This window comes from Methyloversatilis sp., assembly GCF_030696805.1.
Classification (GTDB): domain Bacteria; phylum Pseudomonadota; class Gammaproteobacteria; order Burkholderiales; family Rhodocyclaceae; genus Methyloversatilis.
This window is the reverse complement of record NZ_JAUYRO010000096.1, coordinates 13,636-38,308: the sequence shown is the minus strand read 5'-3', so window position 1 is coordinate 38,308 and position 24,673 is coordinate 13,636. Positions and strand designations below refer to the sequence as shown.

Annotated in this window: 29 protein-coding genes; 19 read left to right on the top strand and 10 right to left on the bottom strand. The window is 63.5% G+C overall.

Annotation, left to right across the window (positions count from 1 at the left end):
* Positions 1–963: an arsenosugar biosynthesis radical SAM (seleno)protein ArsS gene (gene arsS, locus Q8R75_RS16145; RefSeq protein WP_305613906.1), complete on the bottom strand. Its 963-nt coding sequence runs from the start codon at positions 961–963 to the stop codon at positions 1–3.
* Positions 964–1,098: 135 nt separating this feature from the next.
* On the opposite strand from arsS, the gene Q8R75_RS16140 reads away from it, so the two are divergent.
* The 3 genes from Q8R75_RS16140 to Q8R75_RS16130 all read left to right on the top strand — a co-directional run bounded on the left by Q8R75_RS16140 (position 1,099) and on the right by Q8R75_RS16130 (position 2,847).
* Entirely contained in the window at positions 1,099–2,088 is a 990-nt protein-coding gene (locus Q8R75_RS16140) for an MDR family oxidoreductase (RefSeq protein WP_305613905.1), read from the top strand.
* Between the two features lie 106 nt (positions 2,089–2,194).
* Entirely contained in the window at positions 2,195–2,512 is a 318-nt protein-coding gene (locus Q8R75_RS16135) for a c-type cytochrome (RefSeq protein ID WP_069040320.1), read from the top strand.
* Between the two features lie 11 nt (positions 2,513–2,523).
* Positions 2,524–2,847 (top strand): cytochrome c, encoded by a 324-nt coding sequence (locus Q8R75_RS16130; protein WP_305613908.1) that lies wholly within the window; start codon positions 2,524–2,526, stop codon positions 2,845–2,847.
* Positions 2,848–2,947: 100 nt separating this feature from the next.
* On the opposite strand, the gene Q8R75_RS16125 is transcribed toward Q8R75_RS16130, so the two are convergent.
* From Q8R75_RS16125 to Q8R75_RS16100, 6 genes are all read right to left on the bottom strand, one after another.
* Entirely contained in the window at positions 2,948–3,718 is a 771-nt protein-coding gene (locus Q8R75_RS16125; protein WP_304923055.1) for a fused MFS/spermidine synthase, read from the bottom strand.
* A 52-nt stretch (positions 3,719–3,770) separates the two neighbouring features.
* A complete protein-coding gene (gene minE, locus Q8R75_RS16120; protein ID WP_304923056.1) occupies positions 3,771–4,028 on the bottom strand; it encodes a cell division topological specificity factor MinE in 258 nt (85 codons plus the stop codon).
* Between the two features lies 1 nt (position 4,029).
* Positions 4,030–4,845, bottom strand: a complete 816-nt coding sequence (gene minD, locus Q8R75_RS16115; RefSeq protein ID WP_305626189.1) for a septum site-determining protein MinD — start codon at positions 4,843–4,845, stop codon at positions 4,030–4,032.
* Positions 4,846–4,866: 21 nt separating this feature from the next.
* Entirely contained in the window at positions 4,867–5,667 is an 801-nt protein-coding gene (minC, locus tag Q8R75_RS16110) for a septum site-determining protein MinC (RefSeq protein WP_305613903.1), read from the bottom strand.
* A gap of 82 nt (positions 5,668–5,749) precedes the next feature.
* On the bottom strand, positions 5,750–6,622 hold the full coding sequence (locus Q8R75_RS16105) for an Hsp33 family molecular chaperone HslO (RefSeq protein WP_305613902.1): 873 nt from the start codon (positions 6,620–6,622) through the stop codon (positions 5,750–5,752).
* Positions 6,615–6,974 (bottom strand): Spx/MgsR family RNA polymerase-binding regulatory protein, encoded by a 360-nt coding sequence (locus Q8R75_RS16100; RefSeq protein ID WP_305613901.1) that lies wholly within the window; start codon positions 6,972–6,974, stop codon positions 6,615–6,617. Before Q8R75_RS16100 ends, Q8R75_RS16105 begins: the two co-directional genes overlap by 8 nt.
* An 80-nt stretch (positions 6,975–7,054) precedes the next feature.
* Between Q8R75_RS16100 and Q8R75_RS16095 the strand changes: the two genes are divergently transcribed.
* Positions 7,055–7,639, top strand: coding sequence for a hypothetical protein (locus Q8R75_RS16095; protein ID WP_305613900.1), 585 nt, complete (start codon positions 7,055–7,057; stop codon positions 7,637–7,639).
* A 49-nt stretch (positions 7,640–7,688) separates the two neighbouring features.
* On the opposite strand, the gene Q8R75_RS16090 is transcribed toward Q8R75_RS16095, so the two are convergent.
* Together Q8R75_RS16090 and ppk1 are read right to left on the bottom strand one after the other, a co-directional pair.
* Positions 7,689–8,132 carry a hypothetical protein gene (locus Q8R75_RS16090; protein WP_305613899.1) on the bottom strand — a complete coding sequence of 148 codons (444 nt, stop codon included), beginning with the start codon at positions 8,130–8,132 and terminating at the stop codon, positions 7,689–7,691.
* Positions 8,133–8,217: 85 nt separating this feature from the next.
* Positions 8,218–10,314 (bottom strand): polyphosphate kinase 1, encoded by a 2,097-nt coding sequence (ppk1, locus tag Q8R75_RS16085; RefSeq protein ID WP_305626190.1) that lies wholly within the window; start codon positions 10,312–10,314, stop codon positions 8,218–8,220.
* Positions 10,315–10,469: 155 nt separating this feature from the next.
* Here ppk1 and ppx point away from each other — a divergent pair, with 155 nt between their 5' ends.
* From ppx to Q8R75_RS16055, 6 genes are read left to right on the top strand one after another with little or no spacing between them, the layout of a single operon-like run.
* Positions 10,470–11,984, top strand: a complete 1,515-nt coding sequence (gene ppx, locus Q8R75_RS16080; RefSeq protein ID WP_305613897.1) for an exopolyphosphatase — start codon at positions 10,470–10,472, stop codon at positions 11,982–11,984.
* A gap of 7 nt (positions 11,985–11,991) precedes the next feature.
* Complete coding sequence (locus tag Q8R75_RS16075) at positions 11,992–13,113, top strand: ABC transporter permease (RefSeq protein WP_305613896.1); 1,122 nt, start codon at positions 11,992–11,994, stop codon at positions 13,111–13,113.
* Positions 13,110–13,880, top strand: coding sequence for an ATP-binding cassette domain-containing protein (locus tag Q8R75_RS16070; protein WP_305613895.1), 771 nt, complete (start codon positions 13,110–13,112; stop codon positions 13,878–13,880). Before Q8R75_RS16075 ends, Q8R75_RS16070 begins: the two co-directional genes overlap by 4 nt.
* Positions 13,881–13,882: 2 nt before the next feature.
* Positions 13,883–14,860 (top strand): MlaD family protein, encoded by a 978-nt coding sequence (locus Q8R75_RS16065; protein ID WP_305613894.1) that lies wholly within the window; start codon positions 13,883–13,885, stop codon positions 14,858–14,860.
* Positions 14,857–15,468: an ABC-type transport auxiliary lipoprotein family protein gene (locus Q8R75_RS16060; RefSeq protein WP_305613893.1), complete on the top strand. Its 612-nt coding sequence runs from the start codon at positions 14,857–14,859 to the stop codon at positions 15,466–15,468. Before Q8R75_RS16065 ends, Q8R75_RS16060 begins: the two co-directional genes overlap by 4 nt.
* Positions 15,458–16,195: a GAF domain-containing protein gene (locus tag Q8R75_RS16055; protein ID WP_305613892.1), complete on the top strand. Its 738-nt coding sequence runs from the start codon at positions 15,458–15,460 to the stop codon at positions 16,193–16,195. Before Q8R75_RS16060 ends, Q8R75_RS16055 begins: the two co-directional genes overlap by 11 nt.
* A 19-nt stretch (positions 16,196–16,214) precedes the next feature.
* On the opposite strand, the gene gcvH is transcribed toward Q8R75_RS16055, so the two are convergent.
* The gene (gcvH, locus tag Q8R75_RS16050) at positions 16,215–16,592 is read right to left on the bottom strand and encodes a glycine cleavage system protein GcvH (RefSeq protein ID WP_305613891.1); all 378 of its coding nucleotides are present in this window, start codon (positions 16,590–16,592) and stop codon (positions 16,215–16,217) included.
* 80 nt (positions 16,593–16,672) lie between these two features.
* Here gcvH and Q8R75_RS16045 point away from each other — a divergent pair, with 80 nt between their 5' ends.
* From Q8R75_RS16045 to nusA, 9 genes are all read left to right on the top strand, one after another.
* Complete coding sequence (locus tag Q8R75_RS16045) at positions 16,673–17,530, top strand: PHP domain-containing protein (protein ID WP_305613890.1); 858 nt, start codon at positions 16,673–16,675, stop codon at positions 17,528–17,530.
* 107 nt (positions 17,531–17,637) lie between these two features.
* Positions 17,638–18,270, top strand: a complete 633-nt coding sequence (locus Q8R75_RS16040; RefSeq protein ID WP_305626191.1) for an L-threonylcarbamoyladenylate synthase — start codon at positions 17,638–17,640, stop codon at positions 18,268–18,270.
* 25 nt (positions 18,271–18,295) lie between these two features.
* The gene (locus tag Q8R75_RS16035; RefSeq protein WP_305613547.1) at positions 18,296–18,952 is read left to right on the top strand and encodes a site-2 protease family protein; all 657 of its coding nucleotides are present in this window, start codon (positions 18,296–18,298) and stop codon (positions 18,950–18,952) included.
* An 18-nt stretch (positions 18,953–18,970) separates the two neighbouring features.
* The gene (locus Q8R75_RS16030) at positions 18,971–20,173 is read left to right on the top strand and encodes a tryptophan--tRNA ligase (RefSeq protein ID WP_305613548.1); all 1,203 of its coding nucleotides are present in this window, start codon (positions 18,971–18,973) and stop codon (positions 20,171–20,173) included.
* On the top strand, positions 20,173–20,997 hold the full coding sequence (locus Q8R75_RS16025; RefSeq protein ID WP_305613549.1) for a segregation/condensation protein A: 825 nt from the start codon (positions 20,173–20,175) through the stop codon (positions 20,995–20,997). Before Q8R75_RS16030 ends, Q8R75_RS16025 begins: the two co-directional genes overlap by 1 nt.
* A complete protein-coding gene (gene scpB, locus Q8R75_RS16020; protein WP_305613550.1) occupies positions 20,957–21,526 on the top strand; it encodes an SMC-Scp complex subunit ScpB in 570 nt (189 codons plus the stop codon). Before Q8R75_RS16025 ends, scpB begins: the two co-directional genes overlap by 41 nt.
* Complete coding sequence (locus Q8R75_RS16015) at positions 21,516–22,574, top strand: 23S rRNA pseudouridine(2605) synthase RluB (protein ID WP_305613554.1); 1,059 nt, start codon at positions 21,516–21,518, stop codon at positions 22,572–22,574. The genes scpB and Q8R75_RS16015 overlap by 11 nt, the downstream gene beginning before the upstream one ends.
* A 161-nt stretch (positions 22,575–22,735) precedes the next feature.
* Positions 22,736–23,188: a ribosome maturation factor RimP gene (gene rimP, locus Q8R75_RS16010; protein WP_305613555.1), complete on the top strand. Its 453-nt coding sequence runs from the start codon at positions 22,736–22,738 to the stop codon at positions 23,186–23,188.
* On the top strand, positions 23,185–24,657 hold the full coding sequence (gene nusA, locus Q8R75_RS16005; protein WP_305613551.1) for a transcription termination factor NusA: 1,473 nt from the start codon (positions 23,185–23,187) through the stop codon (positions 24,655–24,657). The genes rimP and nusA overlap by 4 nt, the downstream gene beginning before the upstream one ends.
* The last annotated feature ends 16 nt before the right edge of the window (positions 24,658–24,673 follow it).

The following is a 24,673-nucleotide window of genomic DNA, read 5'->3' as shown; positions in this document are numbered from 1 at the left end:
TCATGCCAGAGCGCCTGCGCAGGACGAGCCCTGTCCCGCAGTGCAGCCGTAGCAGTGATCCATGACGACGATGGGCGTGCCCGACACGTCGCGGCCGATCAGTTCGGACAGATGCACTCGCGGCCGGCCGTCGATGCGCAGCGGCAGGCCCAGCATCTGGTTGAAGTCGCAGTCATAGACGTGGCCTTCCCAGTCGACGCTGAGCAGATTGCGGCACATCACGCTGTCGAGGTTGTCGTCGCGGTGCGCCGCACGCAGGGTCTGCATGTAGGCGTTGAACTGGCCTTTCGATACCAGTGTCGAGCCGAAGCGCTGGATCGGCATGTTGGTCAGTGTGTAAAGGCGCGTGAACACGATGCCGAAGGCGCCGCCGAGGCGATCGCGATAGGACTGCTCCAGCGCCTGCTGCGGCGGTGGCAGCGACGGTCCCTGCGGATTGAACACAAGATTCAGTTCCAGTCCGGAATTGGGGCGCCCATAGCCGAGTGCGTTGAGCTGCTGCAGCGCGGCGATGCTGCGCGCGAACACGCCGTCGCCGCGCTGGCGATCGACGTTGTCTTCGAGATAGCAGGGCAGCGACGCAGTGACCTGCACCCGATGGTCGGCCAGAAACTGCGCCGTGCCCTCGTGGCCGGGTTCGGACAGGATGGTCAGGTTGCAGCGATCTATCACGGCGACGTCCAGCTTGCGGGCCTCTGTCACCAGCCAGCGGAAGTGCGGATTCATTTCCGGCGCACCGCCGGTCAGATCGATGAGGCGCACGTCGGACGCACGGATGAAGTCGAGAACGACCTGCAACGTGGCCAGACTCATCTGTTCAGTGCGGGCAGGGCCTGCGTTGACATGGCAGTGCAGGCAGCTCTGGTTACAGGTGTAACCCAGATTCAGTTGCAGGATTTCGGTGTGGCGACGGGCCAGCGGCGGAAAGTCGGTCGTTCGCAGAAGCGGCAGTGTGGCATGCATGCGTGATTGAGCCCTGTGGCGGTGCGATGGAGTGTGCTGGATGGAAGACCGTTGTCGCCGCCGCAACCTTACTGCTTTGCGGAGCACCAAGTATCCTGCGGGTTGCAGACTGTCAAAGACCGGAGGAAACCGAAGATGTTCAAGGCCATACTGCTGGAGCAGGGCGCGGACGGCAAGACGATCGCCCGCCTGACTGATGTCGAGGACGCCGCACTGCCCGAAGCCGATGTGCGCGTTGCCGTGCAATGGTCCAGCCTGAATTACAAGGATGCGCTGGCGATCACCGGGCGCAGCCCCATCGTGCGCAAGTGGCCTATGGTGCCGGGCATCGATTTTGCGGGCGTGATCGAACACAGCGATCACCCGTGCTGGAAGGTGGGCGACAAGGTCGTGCTGACCGGCTTCGGCGTGGGCGAGGGCCACTGGGGTGGTCTGGCGCAGCGCGCTGCCGTCAGCGGCGACTGGCTGGTCGCGCTGCCGGCCGGCTTCGATGCGAAGCATGCGATGGCAGTCGGTACCGCCGGCTTCACCGCCATGCTGTGCCTGCTGGCGCTGGAACGTCATGGGCTGAAGCCGGGCGATGGCGAAGTGCTGGTGACCGGCGCAAGTGGCGGCGTGGGTTCGGTCGCCGTGGCGCTGCTGGCCAGTCTGGGCTATCGCGTGGTGGCGAGTACCGGCCGGCTCGACGAAACCGACTATCTAAGGTCGCTCGGCGCCGAATCGGTCATCGATCGCGCCACCTTGTCGGCTCCGGGCAAGGCGCTGGCGCGCGAGCGCTGGTCCGGTGTGGTCGACAGTGTCGGCTCGCACACGCTTGCCAACGCCTGCGCCGCGACGCGTGAAAACGGCGCCGTCGCCGCTTGCGGTCTGGCCCAGGGCATGGACTTTCCGGCTACCGTCGCACCGTTCATCCTGCGTGGCATCACGCTGTACGGCATCAACAGCGTCACCGTGGCGCACGGACCGCGCACGGAAGCCTGGGCGCGCATCGTGCGCGACATGCCGATGGACAAGCTCGATGCCATGACGCAGGTGGTGCGGCTCGGTGAAGTGCTCGACGTCGCGCCGCGCTTCCTGGAAGGAAAGGTGCGCGGTCGCCTGGTCGTCGATACGGCTGCAGTCTGAGTATGCAGGCCGCGCGCCGTGCAGCGCTTTTGACGGTCACTCCGTCCTTCGCTACACTGCGCGGCGATTTTCCGAAATAAGTTCAACCTTCAAAAAGAGATCATCGATGAGCGCCAGAACCGTTCTCGCTGTCGCAGCCCTCTGTGTCAGCCCGCTTGCCCTTGCCGTCGAAGGCAATGCAGAAGCCGCCAAGGACAAGGTCGCCATGTGCATCGGTTGCCACGGCATTCCGGGTTACCAAACAGTGTTTCCGAAGACCTACAAGGTGCCGCTGATCGGGGGCCAGTACCCCGAATACATCGTTGCCGCGCTGCAGGCCTACAAGAGCGGTGATCGCAAGCACCCGTCGATGAACGGCATTGCCGCCAGCCTGACCGAACAGGACATGGCCGACATCGCGGCGTATTACGCCGCGCAGAAATGAGGAAGGTCATGATGATCAAGAAGACGATGGTTGTTGCGGCCGCCGCGCTGCTCGGCAGCAGCTTCGCGCTTGCGGGTGACGTGGCGCGCGGCAAGGAAAAATCGGCTGCTTGCGCGGCCTGTCATGGTGCCGACGGCAACAGCCCGGCGCCGGCTTTTCCGCGCATCGGCGGGCAGCACGAGGACTATCTGCTGCAGTCGCTGCTATCGTACAAGAATGGTTCGCGCAAGAACGCCATCATGGCTGCTCAGGTCGGTGCGTTGAGCAAGCAGGACATGGCGGACTTGGCAGCCTACTACGCGTCCCAGGACGGACCGCTGGTGTCGCGTCGCTGAACATCCGCTTCGGCGATGAAAAAAGCCGGCAGTGCCGGCTTTTTTTGTTTCTGTTGCTTCCTTCTGTTGCTTCCTTATGGCCGGCGCCGGATCAGATCGTTCAGATCACCAGACGGCCCCCTGCACAATAACCAGCCTGTTCGATCCGGCTCAGGCTGGGCGACAGGTTCAGCCCGGTGGCGGCACGCAGGCGCTGCGCCCGCGCGCGTAGCACATCCATCGACACGCCCGTTCCATGGCCAGTCGACGCGATGCAGATCGCGTTGCCTTCGTTGAGCGAGGGCAGCACCAGCGCGTGCCCATCGTAGGCGTCCATCACCCGCTGTGCGCTCGCGCGAAAACCGCGCGTGCGACCGAACAGGTTCAGACAGACCCGCCCCCCCGGCGCCAGCGTGGCGCGACAGGCGCGATGGAACGCTTCGGTATCGAGTGAGTTGGCCCGCGCGCGGTGATCGTAGCCATCGACCAGGATCAGGTCCCACTGCTGCGCGCTGGTCGCAACGAACGTCGCGCCATCGTCGATCACGATGCTCAACCGTCCGTCTTCCGGTGGCAGGCGGAAGTAACTGGCCGCCGCCGCCGGCATGCGCGGATCGATCTCGACCACGGTCAGCGCCGACTGCGCGCAGTAGCGGTGCAGGAACTTGGTGACCGATGCCGCGCCGAGGCCGATGACCAGCACCTGCGCCGGCCAGCTTTCGTCGGCCGCCAGCAGCAGCGGCAACATCATTTCGCGCGTGTATTCGAGTTCCAGCGCGAACGGGCGGGCGACGCGCATCGCACCCTGTATCCATTCGGAGCCGAAGTGCAGATAGCGCACGCCAGCCCCCTCGGACACGTCGATCGAATGACGCGGTACGGCGAGGTTCAACCTGAAATCCTCAGCCGACGGCTCGTCGTGTCAGTGAAAGCCTTCGCCGGGTTCAATTGCGCTGATCGGGCAGCACGATGTTGACTTCAAGTACTTCGTAGTTGTCCTGCCTTTCGAGCTGGACCTTGATGTCTTCGGGATTGACACGCACGTACTTCGAAATGACCGCCACCAGTTCCTGCTGCAGCGCCGGCAGGAAGTCGGCCGACGAATTCGCGCCACGCTCGCGCGCAATGATGAGTTGCAGCCTTTCCTTCGCGATCGACGCAGTTTTCGGCTTCTGGCCAAAAATCAGTGACAGCAGCGACATGTCACTTCCCTCCGAACAGGCGCTTGAGCAGGCCGGGCTTTTCGTAATCGACGAAGCGCAGCGGGCGCTCTTCACCGAGGAAGCGGGCCACCACGTCGGCGTAAGCCTGCGCGACATCGCTGCCTTCCATGTGGATGGCCGGCGTCCCCTGGTTCGACGCCTGCAGCACGATTTCCGACTCGGGGATGACACCCAGCACCGGAATGCGCAGGATTTCCTGCACGTCGCCGTAGCTGAGCATTTCACCGTCGTTGGCACGTTTGGGCGAATAGCGGGTGATGACCAGATGCTCCTTCACCGGCTCACGGCCTTCCTTGGCGCGGCGCGATTTCGACTGCAGGATGCCGAGAATGCGGTCCGAATCGCGCACCGAACTGACTTCCGGATTGGTGACGATGATGGCTTCGTCGGCGAAGGTAAGTGCCATCACCGCGCCGTGTTCGATGCCGGCCGGCGAATCGCACACGATGTAGTCGAACCCCATGCCCACCAGGTCGTTCAGGATCTTCTCGACACCGTCTTCGGTCAGCGCATCCTTGTCGCGCGTCTGCGACGCGGGCAGCACGAACAGATTGTCGCAGTGCTTGTCCTTGATCAGCGCCTGGGTCAGGTTGGCTTCGCCGTGCAGAACATTCACGAAGTCATACACGACGCGCCGCTCGCAGCCCATGATGAGGTCGAGGTTGCGCAGGCCGACGTCGAAGTCGATGACGGCTGTCTTCTTGCCGCTCATGGCGAGGCCGGACGAAAAAGCGGCGCTGGTGGTGGTCTTGCCCACGCCGCCCTTGCCGGATGTGACAACTACGATACGGGTCACTCTTGTTCTCCCTCTGGTGTTTCAGGTGGTCGCCAGTGCGGCGACATCAAGTACCTGTTTGTCTTCATGTTCCTGCAGGCGCACATGCGCCGGCTTGCGCAGCAGCTCGCTGTGCGCGGTGTGTTCGAAGGTGCGGTAAACGCCAGCGATCGACACCAGTTCGGCTTCGAAGCAGGTGGTGAAGATGCGCGCCTGCACGTCGCCCGCCGCACCGGCCAGCGCGCGCCCGCGCAGCGGCGCATAGATGTGGATGTTGCCGTCGGCAATCACCTCGGCGCCGGCGCTGACCATGGCCAGCACGATCAGGTCGCAACCGCGGGCATATACACGCTGGCCGGAACGCAGCGGCTTGTCGATGATTTCGGCACGCCTGGCGGGCGCCGGTGGGACGACCGGTTCGGTCGCCTCCGCGACGACGGGTTCGCACTCGATGACCGGTTCGACGACGGCTTCTGCAACCGGTTCGGCGACGGATTCGGGCGGTGGCGCCCGGTCGGGCTGAGCGTCGCCGGCCACGATCGCAAAACCGAGTGCGCGCGCCGTGTCGGCAGCGGCGTCATCGACCCCCTGAACTGCAACGGCAGTCAATGAGTGGCGGGCCAGTGCGTCCCGGATGCCCGCCCAGTCGGGCGCAGCATCGGACGGCAGAGCGCTCGCGTCGATGACTACCGGTTCGCCCGAAAAAAAGCCGGGGGTTGCGCCGAGCCGCGCGTCCAGCGCTGCCGCGACCGATGGCGCATCGGCTGCGTGCAGCAGCGCGCGCATGGCTTCGAGCGTGGCGCTTTTGAGTTCTACGGCCGGGGGAGCGGGCTTGCGCGCCATGGGGTGTCCGCGGGAAATGTCGAAAGTCTAGTCAGTGACCGATGCACGGGCAACTGACGCAGGGGAGCGTTTGGATACCGCATCAATGCACGGCGGGCGGAGCTTCGCCGAACAGAAGCTGGATGTCGAGCGCGCTGAAGCGGTAGTCGTGGTTGCACATGTCGTCGTGGATATGCACCTCGCCCTGTTCGCGCAGGATGGATTCGACCTCTTCGCGACCGAGCGACAGCACCAGTCGGCGCAACTTTTCTTCGTCGCGCGGGCAGTGATGGCGCGGAATCGCCGGTGCGAACACCCGAATGCCGTCTCGCGCTGCCTCTTCGGCAAACAGACGGCCGAGCAGTGCTTCGGGCGCCAGCGTCTTCAGCTCGTCAGGCGTCACGGTCGCAGCGAGGTGGCACAGGCGGTTCCAGCCATCGGCGTCCTTGCGGTCGGCATCCGGCAGCTTCTGCAGGAACAGGCCGGTCGCGCACTCGGCATCAGCATGCAGCCACAGCGCCGCCGGCTGCTGTTCGGACAGTGCAAGATAGTGTTCGAACACCGCCGCCACCGTGTCGCCTTCAAGCGGCACCAGGCTCTGGTAGGGCGTTTCCGCCTCATTCGTCTGCAAGGTCATCACGAGGTGCCCCTCACCAAGCAGCGCAGGGACTGGTGCATCGGCCAGGTCTGGCGGCGCACTGGCCATGCCGCGCAGGCGCAGCCGCTGGTCGCAATCGACGACCAGCGTTTCGACCGGCCCGCGGCCGCGTACCTGAACCGTAAGACGGGCCGGCTGCTTGAGCTGTCCGCCGATCAGCAACGTGACCACGGCCACTTCGCCGAGCAGTCGCGTCGCGACGGCGCCATAGCCCCGTCCATGCTGCATGGCCTGCCAGCCCTGATCGAAACGGACCAGGGCGCCACGGATGTCGAGCGCCTCGAACATGAAGCGCTGGATGAAATCGCGCTCACTCATTGGGCTTGCGCTTGAGGACTTCGCTCCAGTTCGCCGGATCGAAGCCGATAAGCAAGTGTCCGCCGTGCTCGATGATCGGCCGGCGGATGGCTGACGGATGTTCGGTCAGCAGAGGTTGCGCGCTCGCATCGTCCAGATCGGCGGTCAGTTCGGGCGGCAGCTTGCGAAAGGTCGTGCCTTTCGTGTTGACGATGGCGCGCCAGCCGGCGCGTTCGATCCAGCCGGCCAGCCGGTCGGCAGGCACACCGTCCTTCTTGTAGTCGTGCAGATGGAATTCGAGCTGGTGTTCGTTCAGCCAAGCCATGGCGCGCGACATCGTGTCGCAGCGCCGGATACCGAAAACGCGAAGCATGTGCGGAGTACGGAAAGGAAATCACCGCCATTGTAAGTCGTGCCGACATGCTTCGGCGGTGCTGGCGCTCCGCGGCTGCAATGGTTAATATTGGAAAAATCATCCTAAACAATAAATTGGCTCACATCGTTGATCGAAGTTTTCAGGTCGGTCGGCGCTGCGGGCAACTTCGGGAGACGTGCATGATCGGAAAAACCTGGGGCGTAATCGCCCTGTCTGCCCTGTTTGGATTTTCGCTGTTCGGTACGATGGACAACGCCTATGCGGCGCGGTCAGTGGCGAGCAGCGAGCAAGTCAAGAAAAAGATTCGCCCGGCGGTCAATGTTGCCGCGAAGAAACGCATATCGGCAACCGCCAAGGCGCCTCGCCGTACTGTGGCAGTCGCTGCCGCAACACCGGTCTTCCGGCCGCCGAAGGCGCCGGCCCAGCGGCACTACGCGGTGGATGGCAGTACGTTCTACGCGGATGGCGTGCGTGTCCGGGCGGCAGGCCTGGAAGCGCTCGAAACCACAACCGCATCCAGCATCGGCAAACAGAAATTGCAGCAACTGCTCGATTCGGGCCGGGTGAGCATCGAACCGCTGGATATGGACGACGGTGAGGTGACGCTGGCGCGCGTGAGGATCGACGGCAAGGACCTGAGCGAACTGGCTACGATGCGGTAGGGCGAAGGCCGGTCGCGCGAGCGACCGATGCTGGAATCACCCCGTGAAATCACCCCGCCGTCAGCGCGGGGTTTTTTTCGTCTGAAGGTTTCGCACTGCTGCTGTCAGGCTTCTTGTCGTCGGATGCGCTGTCGGCGCCGCCCTTTTCGCCGTTGTGCTTCGCGTCCGCAGGTGGCGCACCGGCATGGGCCGTTTCACTCACCATGCGGGTACCACGGGGCGGCAGGGTAGGCAGTACGACGTCGAGCTTGTTTTCCGTCATGTAATCGTTCATTTCGCGCCAGCCGGCAAACACGGCAGCCTTCGACGCCTTCGGATTGAGCCGGTAACAGTCTTCCAGCGCTCGGCCCGCATGTCTGCATGCGCCGCCGATCGCCTTGCTGTCGAGTTCTTTCTGCATCGCGGCGCGATTGGGGTCCGGAATGGGCAACTTGTCGCACGCCACGAGAGTGGCGGCGAGCGACACGAGCAGGAGGGACTGGGCGACCTTCACCTTGACGTTTGTCCGGATGGAATGAACACATCCGGTTTACGACAATTCCGGCCGACGCTTGAGTCGGCTCGCCTGCCAGCTCGCCTTACTTGCTCCCGCGTGAATACTCGGCCAGCAGCGTTTCCTGCGCACAGTGCCGTGCGGCGCGCGATACGCGCCTGCGATACCGGCCATCCGGCTCCATCTCCCACGACTGGCTGTTGTCGAGCAGGTAGGGGCGCAATCCCTCTTTCATCACGCGCCGCTTCAGTTTCGGATCGAGTATCGGAAACGCCACCTCGATGCGCCGGAAAAAGTTGCGTTCCATCCAGTCCGCGCTGGCCAAGTAGAGCTTTTCTTCACCGTCGGCGTGGAAGTGATAGATGCGCGAGTGCTCGAGGAAGCGGCCGACAATGGAGCGCACCGTGATCTTTTCGGACAGGCCCGGCACACCGGGACGCAAGGCGCACACGCCGCGGACGATCAGATCGATGTCGACACCCGCCTGGCTGGCGTTGTACAGCGCCTCGATCGTTTCGTCCTCGACCAGCGAGTTCATCTTGGCGATGATGCGCGCCTTGCGACCGGCGCGCGCGTTGTCGGCTTCGCGGTTGATCGCCGCGATCACATTGCTGTGCAGCGTGAACGGCGCCTGCCACAAGTGGGTGAGCGTGCCGGCGTGTCCCAGCCCGGTCAGTTGCTTGAACACCTCATTCACGTCTTCGCCGATCTGCTCATCGGCCGTCATCAGACCAAAATCGGTGTAGAAGCGCGCCGTACTCGGGTGGTAATTGCCGGTTCCCAGATGCACGAAGCGCCGGAAACTGCGCACTCCGTCGATCTCCTCGCGCCGGACCACCATCAGAAGCTTCGCGTGCGTCTTGTAGCCGAACACGCCATAAACCACGTGTGCGCCGGCATCTTCGAGCCGCGACGCCCAGTTGATATTGGCTTCCTCGTCGAAGCGCGCCATCAGTTCGACCACGACGGTCACTTCCTTGCCCTTGTGCGCGGCGCGAACAAGGGCCTCCATCAGCACCGAATCAATGCCGGTGCGATACACGGTCATCTTGATCGCCACCACTTCCGGGTCATCAACCGCCTGCTGTACCAGGTCGATCACAGGCGTGAAGGCCTCCCACGGATGATGCAGCAGGATGTCCTGCCGGCGCAGCATCGAAAAGATGTCGTAGCGCTTTTCCATGGCTCGCGGCAACGTCGGCGTGAACGGCGGGTACTTCAGGTCCGGCCGGTCCACCCAGTTCGGCACCTGCATCAGGCGCACCAGATTGACGATGCCCGGCGCACGGTACAGATCATCGCGCGTCAGGTTGAATTGCTGCAGCAGGAAGTCGGCCATGTGTTCGGAGCAGTTGTCCGCAACCTCCAGGCGCACCGCGTCGCCATAGTGGCGCTGCGGCAGTTCGCCCTGCAGCGCCAGACGTAGGTTCTTCACTTCTTCCTCATCCAGGAAGAGGTCGGAATTGCGGGTCACCCGGAACTGGTAACACCCAAGCACGTTCATGCCTTCGAACAGATCGCCGACATTCATGTGCATCGCTGACGACAGGAACACGAAGCCGTGGTCGACGCCGGTCAATTCCTTCGGCAGCTTGATCACGCGCGGCAGCGCGCGCGGCGCCTGCACGATGGCGAAGCGCGAACTGCGACCGAAGGCGTCGCGACCGTCGAGTTCGACTGCAAAGTTCAGGCTCTTGTTGAGGACACGCGGGAAGGGATGCGAAGGGTCAAGCCCGATCGGGGTCAGCACGGGCATCAGTTCGCGCATGAAGAAGTCGCGTATCCACTCCCGCTGCTCATCCGTCCAAGCGCCCCGGCGCAGGAAAACGATGCCTTCGGTTTCCAGCGCCGGCAGGATGACGTCGTTGAGCAGCGCGTACTGCTCGGCGATCAACTGATGGCATTCGTTCGCGATCAGACGCAAGGCCTCCTGCGCAGAGCGTCCGTCCGACGTGACGCTGCGTGCCCCGAGCTTGATCTGCTCGCGCAGGCCACCGATCCGCACCTCGAAGAATTCGTCCAGATTGCTCGACACGATGCACAGGAACTTGAGCCGTTCGAGCAGCGGCACCCGCTCGTCTGCCGCCTGCGCAAGTACGCGTCGGTTGAAGGCGATGAGCGACAATTCGCGGTTGATGAAGTGATCAGGTGCGAAACGTGGCACCACAAGCGGTAAGTTCATGAGCAAAAGTCCGGATTCGACATCGGTAGGCAACACGCTATTGTGTGACATGAAACATGTTCGATTATTACAGCCGTGTGACGCAAAATGCACCGAATGCAGGGGTGCCCCCGGCTGCTAAACTCCGGCGCTGACGATTTTTCAGTTACGGATGCATGAGCTACGAACTTCTCGCTGCGGTTGACCTGGGCTCGAACAGCTTCCGTCTCCAGGTTGCCCGCGTTGTCGACGATCAGATCTATCCGCTGGACGGCCTCAAGGAAACCGTACGGCTGGCGGCGGGTCTCGGCCAGGGCAAATTGCTTGATGGCCCCTCGCAGCTTCGGGCCATAGAGGCGCTGTCACGATTCAACGAGCGGCTGCGCGGCTTCGCACCGGACCAGGTACGCGCCGTGGCCACCAACACCCTGCGCGTGGCCAAGAACGCGCCGCAACTCCTGCCGCAGGCCGAAGCGGCGTTGGGTTTCCCGATCGAAGTGATCGCCGGGCGCGAAGAGGCACGGCTGATCTATGTCGGCGTGGCGCATACGCTCCCCAACCCGTCGAGTCAGCAACTGGTGGTCGACATCGGCGGCGGCTCGACCGAATTCATCATTGGCCGCAGCTTCGAGCCGCTGGCGCTGGAATCGCTGTACATCGGCTGCGTGGCATTCAGCCTGCGCTACTTTCCGGATGGCCGGATGGACAAGCGCTCGCTGCGCGAAGCCGAACTGGCGGCGCGACGCGAGCTGGAAACCATCGAATATGGCTATCGCTCGCTCGGTTGGGACGAAGCCGTCGGGTCGAGCGGCACGGCAAGGGCGCTGCTCGACATCATGGAATTGAACGGCTGGTCGCAGGGTGCGCTGACCCGCGAGGCCATGGAAAAGCTGCGCGCGCTGCTGCTGCGCGTCGGCGACGTGAACCGGCTCGGCATCGCAGGCCTGCGACCCGACCGCCTGCCAGTGCTGGCAGGCGGATTCGCCATCATGTCGGCGGTGTTCGACGCTTTCGGACTGGAGCGCATGAGTTTTTCGGAAGGGGCGCTGAGACTGGGCGTGTTGTACGACCTGCTCGGCCGCTATCACCACCAGGACTTGCGCGACGCAACAGTGTTGCAGTTCATGCGGCGCTACCAGGTCGACCAGAAGCAAGCCGAGCGCGTACGGGGTACGGCACTGCGACTGTTCCGCGCGCTCAGTCCGGCGGCAAACGGTGATCATCCTGATGATCATCCCGACCTGCAGATGCTGAGCTGGGCTGCCTGCCTGCACGAACTGGGGATTTCGGTCGCGCACGCCGGCTACCACAAGCACAGCGCCTACATTGTCGGAAACGCTGACATGCCGGGGTTTTCGCGCATGGATCAATCGCGTCTGGCGCGCATCGTGCTCGCCCATCGGGGCAAGCTGGAGAAGGTGAACTCGGCTTCGGCCGACGCGCGCGACTGGTCGCTCATCCTCTGTCTGCGTCTGGCTGTGCTGCTGCATCGCAGCCGTGAAGATTTCAGCGAACTGCCGCTGACCATCGAGCACACTGGCAGTGGCTATCAGCTGGGTGCGCGCGCGGAATGGCTTTCGGCGTCGCCGCTGACCAATGCCAGCCTGCACGACGAACTGAAGTTGTGGGGTGTGATCGGAATCGACTTGAAGCTACGCACCGCTCGCCTTGCAGCCGGCGTGACGCGCTGACACCTGCATGAACGCACCGACCGTATCGTTTGATCGGGAAGGTGCTGCGCCGGTCGCGTCGCTGCAGGGCGACTGGACGTTGCAGGGGCTGGAAGGCCGCATCGATGCGTTGCGCGCCGCGCTAGACACGGTTGAGGCACGGGCGGCCGCGCGTTGGGATCTGACCGGCATCGCACGCATCGACAGCCTTGGCGCCTGCCTGCTCTGGCGCATCTGGGGCGACCGCTTGCCGGCAACGCTGGACGCCGGCGAGCACACGCTCGCCATGCTGGAGTCGGCCTCGGCGCTTGGCGTACGCAGTCGTGTGACGCCGCCCACGACGTCCTTCGACTCGCTGGCGGCACTGGGCCGCGCCGGTTTGTCGTTCGCACGGCAGATCGGCGATCTGGTCGCACTGATCGGTCAGTTGCTGCTCGACCTGCTGCACATCGCCCGCCGGCCGCAGGACGCGCCGCTGCGCGAAATATCGGCCAATCTTTACAAGACCGGCGTCAGTGCGCTGCCGATCACCGCGCTGGTCGGCTTCCTGATCGGCGTCGTGCTGTCGTATCTGTCGGCGCTGCAGCTCAAGACCTTCGGTGCCGACGTGTTCATCGTCAACATCCTGGGCATCGGCATCGTGCGCGAGCTCGGACCGGTGCTGGTCGCCGTGCTGGTGGCCGGGCGATCCGGCTCGGCGATGACCGCGCAGCTCGGCGTGATGCGGGTGACCGAAGAGATCGATGCGCTGGCGACGATGGGCGTGCCGCGCAGCCTGCGTCTGGTGCTACCCAAGGTGTTGGCGCTGGTGACGGCGCTGCCGCTGCTGGTGCTCTGGACATCGTCGGCTGCACTGTTCGGCGGCATGGTGGCCGCATCGATACAGCTCGACATGAGCTATGGCTTCTTTCTCGACACGCTGCCGCGCGTGGTTCCGATCGCCAACCTGTATATCGGACTGGCAAAGGGCGTTGCATTCGGGCTGGTGATCGCGCTGGTGGCTTGCCATTTCGGATTGTCGGTGAAACCCAACACCGAAAGTTTGTCGTCGAACACAACCAGATCGGTGGTCAGCGCCATCACCTGCGTGATTCTGGTCGACGCACTGTTCGCCATCGCCACGCGTCACATCGGACTGCCCGGCGGATGAGCGCGCCGGTCATCGACATTCGCAGGCTGGTGACGCGCTTCGGCACGAATGTCGTGCATCAGGACATCGACCTGTCCGTCGCGGCTGGCGAAGTGGTTGCGCTGGTCGGCGGCTCGGGCAGCGGCAAGACGACCTTGCTGCGCCAGGTGATCGGGCTGCTGCAGCCGGACGCCGGGCAGATCCGCGTGTTCGGCCAGCCGCTGTTCTCCGGCGACGCCCTGGCCGATCGCCGGCTGCGCCAGCGCTTCGGCGTGCTGTTCCAGCAAGGCGCACTCTTCTCTGCACTCAATGTGTTCGAGAACATTGCCTTCCCGCTGCGCGAGCTGCGCTGGCTGGATGGCGCCATCATCCGCGATCTGGTCATGATGAAACTGGCCATGGTGGAACTCGAACCCCGGCATGCCTGGCTGATGCCGTCGGAACTGTCCGGCGGCATGATCAAGCGGGTGGCGCTGGCGCGGGCGCTGGCGCTCGAGCCCGAACTTCTGCTGCTCGACGAACCGACCGCAGGCCTAGACCCCGACCGCTCGGCCGCCTTCGTCAGCCTGATCCGCACGTTGCGAGGTCAGCTCGGCCTGACGGTCGTTCTGGTCACCCATGACATCGATACGCTGGCGGCGCTGGCAACTCAGGTCGCAGTGCTGGGCGAGCGACGTATACTGGCTTATGGCCCGCTTGATCACGTCATGAACGTCGACCATCCGTTCATCCAGAACTTCTTCGCCTCCGGTCGCCTGCAGCGCGCACCGGACGTCACGGTGCGCTGAAGATGGAAAATCGTGCCCACGCCCTTGCCGCCGGACTGTTCCTTCTGCTGATGAGCGCCTGTGTCGGTCTCGCGACCTGGTATCTGTCGAGCGACAGTGAAGTGGGGCGCGAATATGTGCTGGTGACGACCTCGAATGTCAGTGGGCTCAGTCCGCAGGCACAGGTTCGCTATCGTGGTATCCGGGTCGGCAAGGTGAAGGAGATTTCGATAAACCCCGACGCACCGCGCGAAATTCATGTGCGTATCGACATTCCGGAGCGTTTTCCGGTCACCGCCGCCACGCGTGCGCGTCTGTCCTATCTCGGCGTGACCGGTCTTGCGCTGATCGATCTCGACGACGACGGTTCCGATCCGGCGCCACTGCTGGCCGATGATCAGGGCCCGGCACGCATACCGCTCGGCGGCTCGCAGTTCGAAGCGCTCGGTTCGCAGGCAACGGACACAATGGCCGTGTTGCGGCAGGTGCTGCTGCGCGTGAATGTGCTCTTCGATGACGGCAATATCGATAGGATTTCGGGCGTGCTGGCCAATCTGCAGTCGGCCACAGCACATCTGGATAGGTCACTGGCCGGGTTGCCGGCAGTGCTGGCCGAAGCCCGGCAGACCTTCGAGCGTACGCAGGCCGTCATGTCGCCGCAGAACGTCGAACGGTTGAGCGGCATTCTGGCCAGTGTCGAGCAGACCAGCGGTGAAGGTCGCCGGGCCGCCGAAGACTTGCGCGCCCTGCTGGGTTCAATGAAACAGCTGGCCGATCGCGTCGATGCGCTGGCCGCGGTGGCCGGACAACAGGTCACCGACGACACCTTGCCCCGACTGCAGACCCTGATCGACGAGGTGCAGCGCAATTCGCGCCAGCTCAACAGAGTACTGGGCGAACTTGAATCATCGCCGCAGACGCTTCTGCTGGGGCGAGAAACATCTCGTGCCGGACCGGGCGAACCCGGTTTCGCGCCAGCCACGGAAGGAGCGGGTCGATGAGGGCTGGATCAATGCGGCGGGTCCGGACGGCCGTGCTGTCGCTCATGCTGGCAGGGCTGGCGGGCTGCGGGCCGCTGGTCAGTCGTCCGCCGGCGCCGGCACTGCACGATCTGGGCAGTGCACGTGCCACATTGCAGCGCATCCCGGGGCTGCGCACCATAGAAGTCCGGTCGCCGAGCTGGCTCGACGGCAGCGCGATGCACTACCGTTTGGCCTACGAAAGTGCAACGCGACGCGACGTCTATGCGTTCAGCCGCTGGGCCGCCTCACCACCGGAAATGCTGACCATCGCGTTGCGCCAGATGCTGCAGACCGACGACGCGAGTACGGGCACGGGTTGTCGGCTGCGGGTCGACATTGATGAATTCATCCAGCACTACGACCGGGCGGACAGTGCGCGCGCATTGCTGTCCGGTCGCGCAGTATTGACCGACGTGCGTGGTCAGCGAGTGCTGGCCAGCCTGCCGTTCGCGATCAGCGAACCGGCGAGCGGCGCCGACGCGGCCGCCGGTGTGGCAGCGTCGGCGCGTGCTGTAGATGCGCTGGGCGTCCAGATTGCCGGCTGGATTGCATCCTCGACCATGAATGGCGCTCACGATGGCTGCTGAGAAGCCGCAACCGTCACCCGCGCCGGACGCCGGCCGCGGTCTGTTGCAGGCAGCACTCGATCAGGTGATCGATGCCGTGTGGTCGGGTGTGCGCTGCGCACGTGCGTCCATCATGCTGGCCGACGGAGAGGGTGAGCACACCCTCCTGGGTCTTGCGGCGTGGCGCGGCGAACTGGCCGAAGACGCCTTGCAGGTGCGGGTCGGCGTCGGCATATCGACCTCGGGCAGCGTGCTGATGACCGGTGTGGCGCAGCGTATCGATGACGTCGATGCAGCCGCGCCGGATGTCCGGGTGCGGGGCGAGGGTGGTAGTTTCATCTGCCAGCCGCTTTCGCTCGACGGCCGCGTGCTTGGTGTGATCAATGTGCGCCGGCCACGCGGAGAAGCCCCCTTCACCGCGATCGACCAGCAGTTGCTGGCGGCGCTGGCACTTTATGCGGGCAAGGCGATACAGGTCGCGCAGCTGGCTTACCTGCTGAATTCGGGTTTTGCGCAGCGCGCGCTGGAAAGCGGCGGCAATGTGCCACTGCCGGCCATGGATGCCTTCACGCAGGGCGCGGCACCGCCAGCCCAGATGGCCAAGCTGCTGGCCAAGTCCTTCTATCGGGAAATGAAGTCGGCGGGATTCGGACCGAACCAGATCGTCGCCGCGGCCGGCGAAATCATCGATCAGCTGTCAGGCAGCCTGCGCAAGCACGGCCAGCGCATCGGCCGCAGCAAGTCGTAAGCAGGCTGCGGCCGGACGATCAGGCGATGGAAGCGGTGTAGCGCGCGGCGTCCATCAGGACATCGATCTCGCCGGCGTCATCAGGCTTGATGACGAACATCCACGCACCGTACGGGTCCTTGTTGACCTGTTCGGGGGCGTCGGCGACCGGCGGATTGACCGCCGTCACCGTGCCCGATACCGGTGCATGGATATCCGAAGCCGACTTGACCGATTCGATGACGGCCATCGAGTCGCTACGCGCGACCTGCTGACCGACCTCGGGTAATTGAAGGAAAACCACGTCGCCCAGCGCGTCCTGGGCGTGGTCCGTGATGCCGACCGTCACGCTGCCATCCTGTTCGATCCTGACCCATTCATGCGTGTCGGTGTAGCGGAGAGTGTCCGGGTGATTCATTGCGGTTCCAGGTTGAAATGACCAGCGCGAATTGTAGCTGCGCCGGGCGGGGGACGATGGCCTGATAGAATCCAACGGATATGAACGCTGACCTGCACTGCCATTCCTGCCACTCCGACGGTGTGCTTTCCCCATCGGCCCTGGCCGCCCGCGCAGCGGCGAACGGCGTCGAACTGTGGTCTCTGACCGATCACGACACGCTGAGCGGACTCGAAGAAGCACGGAATGCTGCGCTCGAGCGCGGCCTGTCCTTCATCGACGGCGTCGAAGTGTCTGTGACCTGGGGCGGCATCACGGTACATGTCGTGGGGCTGGGCGTCGATCCGACGAACGCGGATCTGGCTGCCGGCCTGACCCGGGTGCGCAGCGGGCGCGATGCGCGCGCCATGCGTATCGCCGATGAACTTTCATTGCTGGGCGTGGTTCAGCCCTACGAAAACGCCATGCGCCACGCCGGCAACCCATCACTTGTCGGACGCTCGCACTTTGCGCGCGTGCTGGTGGAGCAGGGCTATGCAGGCGATATCCATGCCGTTTTCCGCAACTTTCTGGTGCCCGGGCGCCCGGGCTTCGTCGATCACCGGTGGACCACGCTGTCCCAGGCCTTGGCCTGGATACATGGCGCCGGCGGCGTTGCCGTGATTGCACACCCGGGGCGCTACCGTATTTCGGGTGAGCGGATCGAACAGTTGCTCGAAGAATTCCATGCGCTCGATGGCCGCGGCATCGAAGTGATATCCGGCTCCCACGGCGACGCGGAAGTGCGTACCTTTGCCCGCCTGGCACGCCGGTTCGGCTTCTTCGCCTCGCGTGCGTCGGATTTTCACGCGCCTGACGAAAGTGCAGTCGATCTGGGGCGCAGCGCACCATTGCCTGACGATCTGAAACCGATATGGCAGGCACCGGAACTCAACCAGCGCGTGATTTGCATGACCTGAGCTCGCGCAGCGCGTCCTGAAGCGACCTGTGACCCGCGACGTGCCCGAGACAACTGACCCAGACGACCGCCCCGGATTTTTCTCCTCGATTTTCCCTTCGATCCCAATTGGCCCAACTTTTCAATCTTCACCCCGACAATCCGCAGCCCAGACTGATACGACAGGCGGCCGACATCCTGCGATCCGGCGGGCTGGCAGCCATTCCGACCGACTGCGCCTATTCACTGGTCGGCCACATGGGCGATGCACAGGTTCTGGAACGCATCCGGCGCATTCGCGGCGTCGACGCGCAGCATCACTTCACGCTGATGTGCCGCGACCTGTCGGAAATCGCCAGCCTTGCGCGCGTCGACAACACACAGTTCCGGCTGTTGAAGAGCGCCACGCCCGGCGCCTACACCTTCATTCTGGAAGCGACGCGCGAGCTGCCCCGCCGCATGCTGCATCCGAAGCGCAAGACCATCGGTCTGCGCGTGCCCGACCATCCGGTGGTGTCCAGCCTGCTGGCCGAACTGGGCGAGCCGCTGCTCGGATCGACACTGCTGCTGCCCGGGGAAGAGCTACCGCTGACCGATGCGGACGACATCCGCGAGCGCCTGCAGCACGACCTTGATCTGGTGATCGAAGCGGGTTCGTGCGGCACCCGGCCGACCTCGGTGATCGATCTGTCGTCCGGCGAGCCGGTGCTGATACGCGCTGGCGCGGGTGACGTGTCGCGCTTCGGTCTCGAAGAATCGTGAGCGCAACCTTCCGCAGGGAGCGCACATGGATGACATGATCGCGCGACTTGCCATCATCATCATTCCCGTGGTGCTGGCGATTACCCTGCATGAGGCCGCGCACGGTTATGTCGCGCTGCTCAAGGGGGACCCGACGGCGCATCTGGCGGGTCGTATCACGGCCAACCCGTTCAAGCACATTGATCCGGTCGGTACGATACTGGTACCGCTGGTCATGTATTTCGGCGCCGCGATGCTCGGTCAGCCCGGGCTGCTGTTCGGCTGGGCCAAGCCGGTACCGGTCAATTTCTCTCTTCTGCGCCGTCCCAAGCAGGACATGCTGTGGGTGGCCGCCGCCGGACCGGGCGCCAATCTGGTCATGGCCGTGATCTGGGGGCTGGTCTACAAATTTGCATTGGACGCCTCTCCCCAGTATTTTGGCGAGCCGCTGACGCTGATGGCGGAGGCGGGCATCCTGATCAACCTGCTGCTGATGGTGCTCAACCTGCTGCCGGTTCCACCGCTGGACGGCGGCCGCATCATGGTAAGTCTGCTGCCGCGCGGACCGTCGATGGCCTTCGCGCGGCTTGAGCCCTACGGCCTGTTCCTGCTGCTTGCGCTTTTGCTGACCGGCGTGCTGGGCGATATCCTGCGCCCGCTGCTGACGCTGGCCAGAATGGCCCTGATTGCGCTGCTTTTCTGAACTGGATGAATCCACACCATGTACGCTGAACGTGTTCTTTCCGGCATGCGCCCTACCGGGCGCCTGCACCTCGGCCACTACCACGGGGTGCTGAAGAACTGGGTACGTCTGCAACACGAGTACCCCTGTCTGTTCTTCGTCGCCGACTGGCATGCGCTGACCACCAACTACGAAGACACTCAGGTCATCGAACGCAGCGTGTGGGACATGCTGATCGACTGGCTGGCGGCTGGCGTCGACCCGTCGCAGGCGACGCTTTTCATCCAGTCACGCGTGCCCGAGCATGCCGAACTGCATTTGCTGCTGTCGATGATGTGTCCGCTTGGCTGGCTGGAACGCGTGCCGACCTACAAGGACCAGCAGGACAAGCTGTCCGACAAGGATTTGGCGACCTACGGTTTTCTCGGCTACCCGCTGCTGCAGTCGGCCGACATCCTTATCTACCGCGCCAACCTGGTGCCGGTGGGTGAAGACCAGGTGCCACACGTCGAGCTGACACGCGAAGTCGCTCGCCGTTTCAACCACCTGTATGGCCGGGAACCGGGCTTCGAGGAAAAGGCGCGCGAGGCGGTGAAGAAGCTGGGCGGCAAACGCGGCAAGCTTTACGAAGAGCTGCGCACGCTGTATCAGCAGGAAGGTCGCGACGAGGCACTTGAACAGGCGCATGCGCTGCTCGACGAGGCGCAGAGCCTGAGTCTGGGTGACCGCGAGCGGCTGTACGGCTACCTGGAAGGTGGCGGCAAGATGATTCTGGCCGAGCCCGGCGCGCTGCTGACCGAAGCGGCGCGCATGCCGGGTCTGGATGGCCAGAAGATGTCGAAGTCTTACAACAACACGCTGATGCTGCGCGAAGAGCCGGATCTGGTGACCAAGAAGATCCGCGGCATGAAGACAGACACGCAACGCGTGCGGCGTACCGATCCGGGAGATCCGGATCGCTGCCCGGTCTGGCAGTTCCACGTCATCTACTCGGACGACACGACGAAGCAGTGGGTGCAGGAGGGCTGTCGATCGGCCGGCATAGGTTGTCTCGACTGCAAGCAGCCGGTGATCGATGCCGTGTTGAAGGAACAGGCGCCCATTCATGAACGTGCGCGGCAATACGAAGAAGACCCCATGCTGTTGCGCAACATCGTCGCTGATGGCTGCGAGCGCGCGCGCAAGCTGGCATCGGAAACGATGCGCGACGTGCGCGAAGCCATGGGTCTGAACTACGCCTGATGTCGAGCAACGCGCTCCTGGTTGAAGTTGCTGTCCCGACACCAGTGCGGTTGTATGGCGAGACGCTGGAAAAACTTCCGCTCGACCTGTACATTCCGCCCGACGCGCTTGAAGTGTTCCTGGATGCGTTTCAGGGACCTCTCGATCTGCTGCTCTATCTGATCCGCAAGGCGAATGTCGACATACTCGATATTCCGATGGCGCCGCTGACCGCGCAGTATCTGGTCTATGTCGAGGCCATGCGCACACATCGCCTTGAACTTGCTGCCGAATATCTGCTGATGGCCGCGATGCTCCTGGAGATCAAATCCCGGATGTTGCTGCCGCGCCCGCCGCGCGAATCGGCGGACGACGGCGAAGATCCGCGAGCCGAACTTGTCCGGAGACTGATCGAATACGAACAGATGAAAGCGGCGTCTCTGACGCTTGACGCCATTCCGCGCGCGCAGCGCGAGCATGAATGGGTGGGTGTGCAGGTTGCCGAGCGCATTGCGGAAATCCAGCCTGCGGTCAGTGCAGCGGATCTTCAGCTGGCCTGGCTGGCGCTGATGCGGCATGCCGACGTTACCCGTCATCACAAGGTCAGTCGCGAGGCCTTGTCGGTGAGAGAGTTCATGTCCGGCATCCTGCGGCGTCTGACCGACGAAGGCTCACTGCGCTTCGACCAGCTGTTCGAAGCCGGTGCACCGGCAGCGCAGATGGTGGTGAATTTCCTCGCGGTACTTGAACTGGCTCGCGAGAACCTGATTGAACTGCTTCAGATTGAAGCTTTTGCGCCGATTTATGTCCGACACGCCACACCTGCTGTCGCCGAACCCGTCTGATATCAAACGGATACTCGAAGCGGCGCTGCTCGCAGCGCAGGACGCATTGTCGATCGCCGAACTCAGACGGATGTTCGATGAGGAACTGGATGCGTCGGTGCTCCGTCGACTGCTCGACGAATTGCGCGACGACTGGTCGGGGCGCGGTGTCGAACTGATACAGGTTGCGTCCGGTTGGCGCTTTCGCACCCGCGCGGATCTGCAGCCGTATCTGGAAAAGCTGAAGAACGAAAAGCCGCCGCGCTACTCGCGCGCGGTGCTGGAAACGCTGGCGATCATTGCGTATCGCCAACCGGTGACGCGCGGCGACATCGAAGACATCCGCGGGGTGTCGGTGTCGCCGGGCATCATCAAGGCACTTGAAGGTCGTGGCTGGATCGACAGCGTAGGTTACCGGGAAGTCCCCGGGCGGCCGGCGCTGTACGCCACCACCCGACGATTCCTCGACGATCTGGGGCTGCGCACGCTTGCCGAGCTGCCACCCCTGGCCGAACTACAGAAGGTGATGAATTTCGATGATGCAAGGTAAGCGCAGACCGGGCGGGCCCCAGGTCAATGGCAACGTGGCCAATTACAGATCGCAGGACAGCCGTCCGAAGAAGCGCGGTCCCGTCGTCTTTTCCGAGCCGCAGAAGCTGCACAAGATGTTGGCCGACATGGGCCTGGGATCGCGGCGCGAGCTGGAAGACTGGATCGTGGCAGGGCGCATCAGCGTGAATGCGTTGCCGGCACATGTCGGTCAGCGCGTCGGGCCGGAAGACAAGGTCCGCGTCAACGGCAAGCTCATCCATATCCATTTCGCACCGCGCGCACCGCGCGTGCTGATCTATCACAAGCCGGAAGGCGAAATCGTGTCACGCGACGACCCCGAGGGCCGGCCGTCGGTGTTCGACAAGCTTCCGCGCGTCGGCGGCGGGCGCTGGATCGCCGTCGGACGGCTGGACTTCAATACCTCCGGCCTGCTGGTATTCACGACCAGTGGCGAGCTGGCCAACAAGATGATGCACCCGAGCTACGAGCTCGAACGCGAGTACGCCGTGCGTCTGATCGGTGAGCTGACGGAAGAACAGGCAACCCGCCTGACGACCGGCATCGAGCTCGAAGACGGCATTGCCAGATTCAATGCCTTGTCGGACGGAGGCGGAGAAGGATCGAATCACTGGTATCGCGTCACCATTTCGGAAGGGCGCAATCGCGAGGTCCGGCGCATGTTCGAGACTGTCGGCCTTGCGGTGAGCCGGCTGATGCGCGTGCGCTATGGACCGTTCGAACTGCCGCGCCGCCTGCACCGCGGCGAAGCGGAAGAACTCAAGCCGGAAGATGTATCGCGCCTGCTGACCGGCGTACCAGCCGTCGGCAGGCCGCGTGCGAAATCCGCAGAGGTCGCTCCGGCAGCCAAACCGGGGCAGGGCAATGGCCGTCGTCGCGGTCCGCGCAAGCCGCGCGAACCCGGCAACGGCGCACCTTCAGGTCAGCCGCCGGCTCAGGTACAACGTGCCGACGGTGACGCGCCTGTGCGCAAACGCGCACCACGCCGCCGCCGCCGCCCGTCGACCGCCCCGGCCGGCGAATCCTGACTTTCAAAACATCCTTGTGCGCGGGCAATCTGGCCATTCATGTTGAAGTGGATTGTCGCGCTCTGATACACTAACGGACTTGTCGCGCTGGCGGTGCCGGCGTTTGTTTGATGGGCGGTCAGCCCATTTTTTATTTGTGCGTCCGGAATTGTGTTGCAAGGATGAATGTTGCAGAGCTCATCGAGCAGGCAGTAAGCGGGCTCGGATACGAACTGGTCGATGTGGAAACGTCCCCGCGCGGGCGGCTTCTGCGCATTTTCATCGATGCGGAGCAGGGCATCAATGTGGATGATTGCGTGGCGGTGAGTAATCACCTCACACGGCTTTTCACTGTTGAAAACGTCGACTACGACCGGCTTGAAGTGTCGTCGCCGGGACTCGACAGACCGCTCAAGAAAGCGGCCGACTTCATCCGTTTCACCGGGCAGGAAGCGCAGCTGCGGTTACGCATCCCGTTGAACAACCAAAGAAGTTTCAGCGGGCGCCTGGCTGGTGTCAGCGACGGCCGACTGACCATGGAAATCAAGGGTGTGGCACACGAGTTCGAGTTGTCGCAGATCGAGCGCGCCCGTCTGGTGCCGGACTTTGAACGCAAGCAGGAGTTGAAACGATGAGTCGCGAGATTCTGTTGCTGGTTGATGCGCTGGCGCGCGAAAAGAATGTCGCCCGCGAAGTGGTATTTGGCGCACTTGAATCTGCACTGGCTTCGGCCACGAAGAAGCGTACCCATGACGACGCCGACGTGCGCGTGACCATCGACCGCGAAACCGGCGAGTACGAATCGTTTAGACGCTGGCTGGTGGTGCCTGACAGCGAGCTCGAAAACGAAGAAGCGCAGATCGGCCTGACCGATGCGCAGGACCAGATTTCCGACGTGCAGCTCGACGAATACATTGAAGAAGCCCTCGAGCCGATCGATTTCGGTCGCATTGGCGCGCAGGCCGCCAAGCAGGTAATCCTGCAGCGCATCCGCGATGCCGAGCGAGAGCAGATCCTGAGCGATTTCCTCGAACGCAAGGACCATCTGGTCACGGGCACCATCAAGCGCATCGAGCGCGGCAACGCCATTATCGAATGCGGCCGCCTGGAAGCCCTGCTGCCGCGCGAACACATCATCGCGCGTGAAAACCTGCGTGTCGGCGATCGCGTCAAGGCCATCCTGCTGCGGGTTGATCGCCAGGCGCGCGGGCCGCAGATCATCCTGTCGCGCACGGTGCCGGAATTCATCATGAAGCTGTTCGAGCTCGAAGTGCCCGAGATCGAAGACGGCCTGATCGAAATCAAGGGCGCGGCGCGCGACCCAGGTATTCGCGCCAAGATCGCGGTTAAATCCAACGATCAGCGCGTTGATCCGCAGGGCACCTGCATCGGCATGCGCGGTTCGCGCGTGCAGGCGGTGACCAATGAACTGGGTGGCGAGCGGGTGGACATCATCCTTTGGTCGCCCGACCCGGCCCAGTTCGTCATCGGCGCGCTTGCGCCGGCCGAAGTCGCGAGTATCGTCGTCGACGAAGACGCCCACAGTATGGATGTCGTCGTGAGCGAGGACAATCTGGCGATCGCCATCGGTCGCAGCGGTCAGAACGTACGTCTTGCATCCGAGCTGACGGGCTGGAAGATCAACCTGATGACCATCGAGCAGTCGGCCGCCAAGTCCGATGCCGAGAACGCTGCCATCCGGCTGCTTTTCATGGCGAAGCTCGATGTGGATGAAGAAGTTGCAGACATCCTGATCGAGGAAGGTTTCTCGACCCTGGAAGAGGTTGCCTACGTGCCGCTTGCCGAAGTGCTCGAAATCGAAGCGTTCGACGAAGACACGGTGAATGAATTGCGCAACCGCGCACGCAACGTGTTGCTGACCGAAGCCATCGTGGACGAGGAGCAACTGGAGCAGGTCGATGACGATCTGCTCGGACTGGACGGCATGGACAAGCCACTGGCTGCGCAGCTTGCGCGCGCCAATGTGCGATCGCGTGACGATCTCGCAGATCTGGCGGTCGATGAACTGGTTGAAATCGCCGGCATCGATTCCGCACGTGCGACATCGCTGATTACCACTGCGCGCGCGCACTGGTTTGAATAATCGAGGACAGGTATGG

Excerpts from the sequence above, each read along its gene's own strand:
- arsS (WP_305613906.1), bottom strand. The coding sequence starts at position 963 with ATGCATGCCACACTGCCGCTTCTGCGAACGACCGACTTTCCGCCGCTG.
- Q8R75_RS16140 (WP_305613905.1), top strand. The coding sequence starts at position 1,099 with ATGTTCAAGGCCATACTGCTGGAGCAGGGCGCGGACGGCAAGACGATC.
- Q8R75_RS16135 (WP_069040320.1), top strand. The coding sequence starts at position 2,195 with ATGAGCGCCAGAACCGTTCTCGCTGTCGCAGCCCTCTGTGTCAGCCCG.
- Q8R75_RS16130 (WP_305613908.1), top strand. The coding sequence starts at position 2,524 with ATGATCAAGAAGACGATGGTTGTTGCGGCCGCCGCGCTGCTCGGCAGC.
- minE (WP_304923056.1), bottom strand. The coding sequence starts at position 4,028 with ATGTCGCTGCTGTCACTGATTTTTGGCCAGAAGCCGAAAACTGCGTCG.
- minC (WP_305613903.1), bottom strand. The coding sequence starts at position 5,667 with ATGGCGCGCAAGCCCGCTCCCCCGGCCGTAGAACTCAAAAGCGCCACG.
- Q8R75_RS16105 (WP_305613902.1), bottom strand. The coding sequence starts at position 6,622 with ATGAGTGAGCGCGATTTCATCCAGCGCTTCATGTTCGAGGCGCTCGAC.
- Q8R75_RS16100 (WP_305613901.1), bottom strand. The coding sequence starts at position 6,974 with ATGCTTCGCGTTTTCGGTATCCGGCGCTGCGACACGATGTCGCGCGCC.
- Q8R75_RS16095 (WP_305613900.1), top strand. The coding sequence starts at position 7,055 with ATGGTTAATATTGGAAAAATCATCCTAAACAATAAATTGGCTCACATC.
- ppk1 (WP_305626190.1), bottom strand. The coding sequence starts at position 10,314 with ATGAACTTACCGCTTGTGGTGCCACGTTTCGCACCTGATCACTTCATC.
- ppx (WP_305613897.1), top strand. The coding sequence starts at position 10,470 with ATGAGCTACGAACTTCTCGCTGCGGTTGACCTGGGCTCGAACAGCTTC.
- Q8R75_RS16075 (WP_305613896.1), top strand. The coding sequence starts at position 11,992 with ATGAACGCACCGACCGTATCGTTTGATCGGGAAGGTGCTGCGCCGGTC.
- Q8R75_RS16070 (WP_305613895.1), top strand. The coding sequence starts at position 13,110 with ATGAGCGCGCCGGTCATCGACATTCGCAGGCTGGTGACGCGCTTCGGC.
- Q8R75_RS16065 (WP_305613894.1), top strand. The coding sequence starts at position 13,883 with ATGGAAAATCGTGCCCACGCCCTTGCCGCCGGACTGTTCCTTCTGCTG.
- Q8R75_RS16060 (WP_305613893.1), top strand. The coding sequence starts at position 14,857 with ATGAGGGCTGGATCAATGCGGCGGGTCCGGACGGCCGTGCTGTCGCTC.
- Q8R75_RS16055 (WP_305613892.1), top strand. The coding sequence starts at position 15,458 with ATGGCTGCTGAGAAGCCGCAACCGTCACCCGCGCCGGACGCCGGCCGC.
- gcvH (WP_305613891.1), bottom strand. The coding sequence starts at position 16,592 with ATGAATCACCCGGACACTCTCCGCTACACCGACACGCATGAATGGGTC.
- Q8R75_RS16045 (WP_305613890.1), top strand. The coding sequence starts at position 16,673 with ATGAACGCTGACCTGCACTGCCATTCCTGCCACTCCGACGGTGTGCTT.
- Q8R75_RS16035 (WP_305613547.1), top strand. The coding sequence starts at position 18,296 with ATGGATGACATGATCGCGCGACTTGCCATCATCATCATTCCCGTGGTG.
- Q8R75_RS16030 (WP_305613548.1), top strand. The coding sequence starts at position 18,971 with ATGTACGCTGAACGTGTTCTTTCCGGCATGCGCCCTACCGGGCGCCTG.
- Q8R75_RS16025 (WP_305613549.1), top strand. The coding sequence starts at position 20,173 with ATGTCGAGCAACGCGCTCCTGGTTGAAGTTGCTGTCCCGACACCAGTG.
- scpB (WP_305613550.1), top strand. The coding sequence starts at position 20,957 with ATGTCCGACACGCCACACCTGCTGTCGCCGAACCCGTCTGATATCAAA.
- Q8R75_RS16015 (WP_305613554.1), top strand. The coding sequence starts at position 21,516 with ATGCAAGGTAAGCGCAGACCGGGCGGGCCCCAGGTCAATGGCAACGTG.
- rimP (WP_305613555.1), top strand. The coding sequence starts at position 22,736 with ATGAATGTTGCAGAGCTCATCGAGCAGGCAGTAAGCGGGCTCGGATAC.
- nusA (WP_305613551.1), top strand. The coding sequence starts at position 23,185 with ATGAGTCGCGAGATTCTGTTGCTGGTTGATGCGCTGGCGCGCGAAAAG.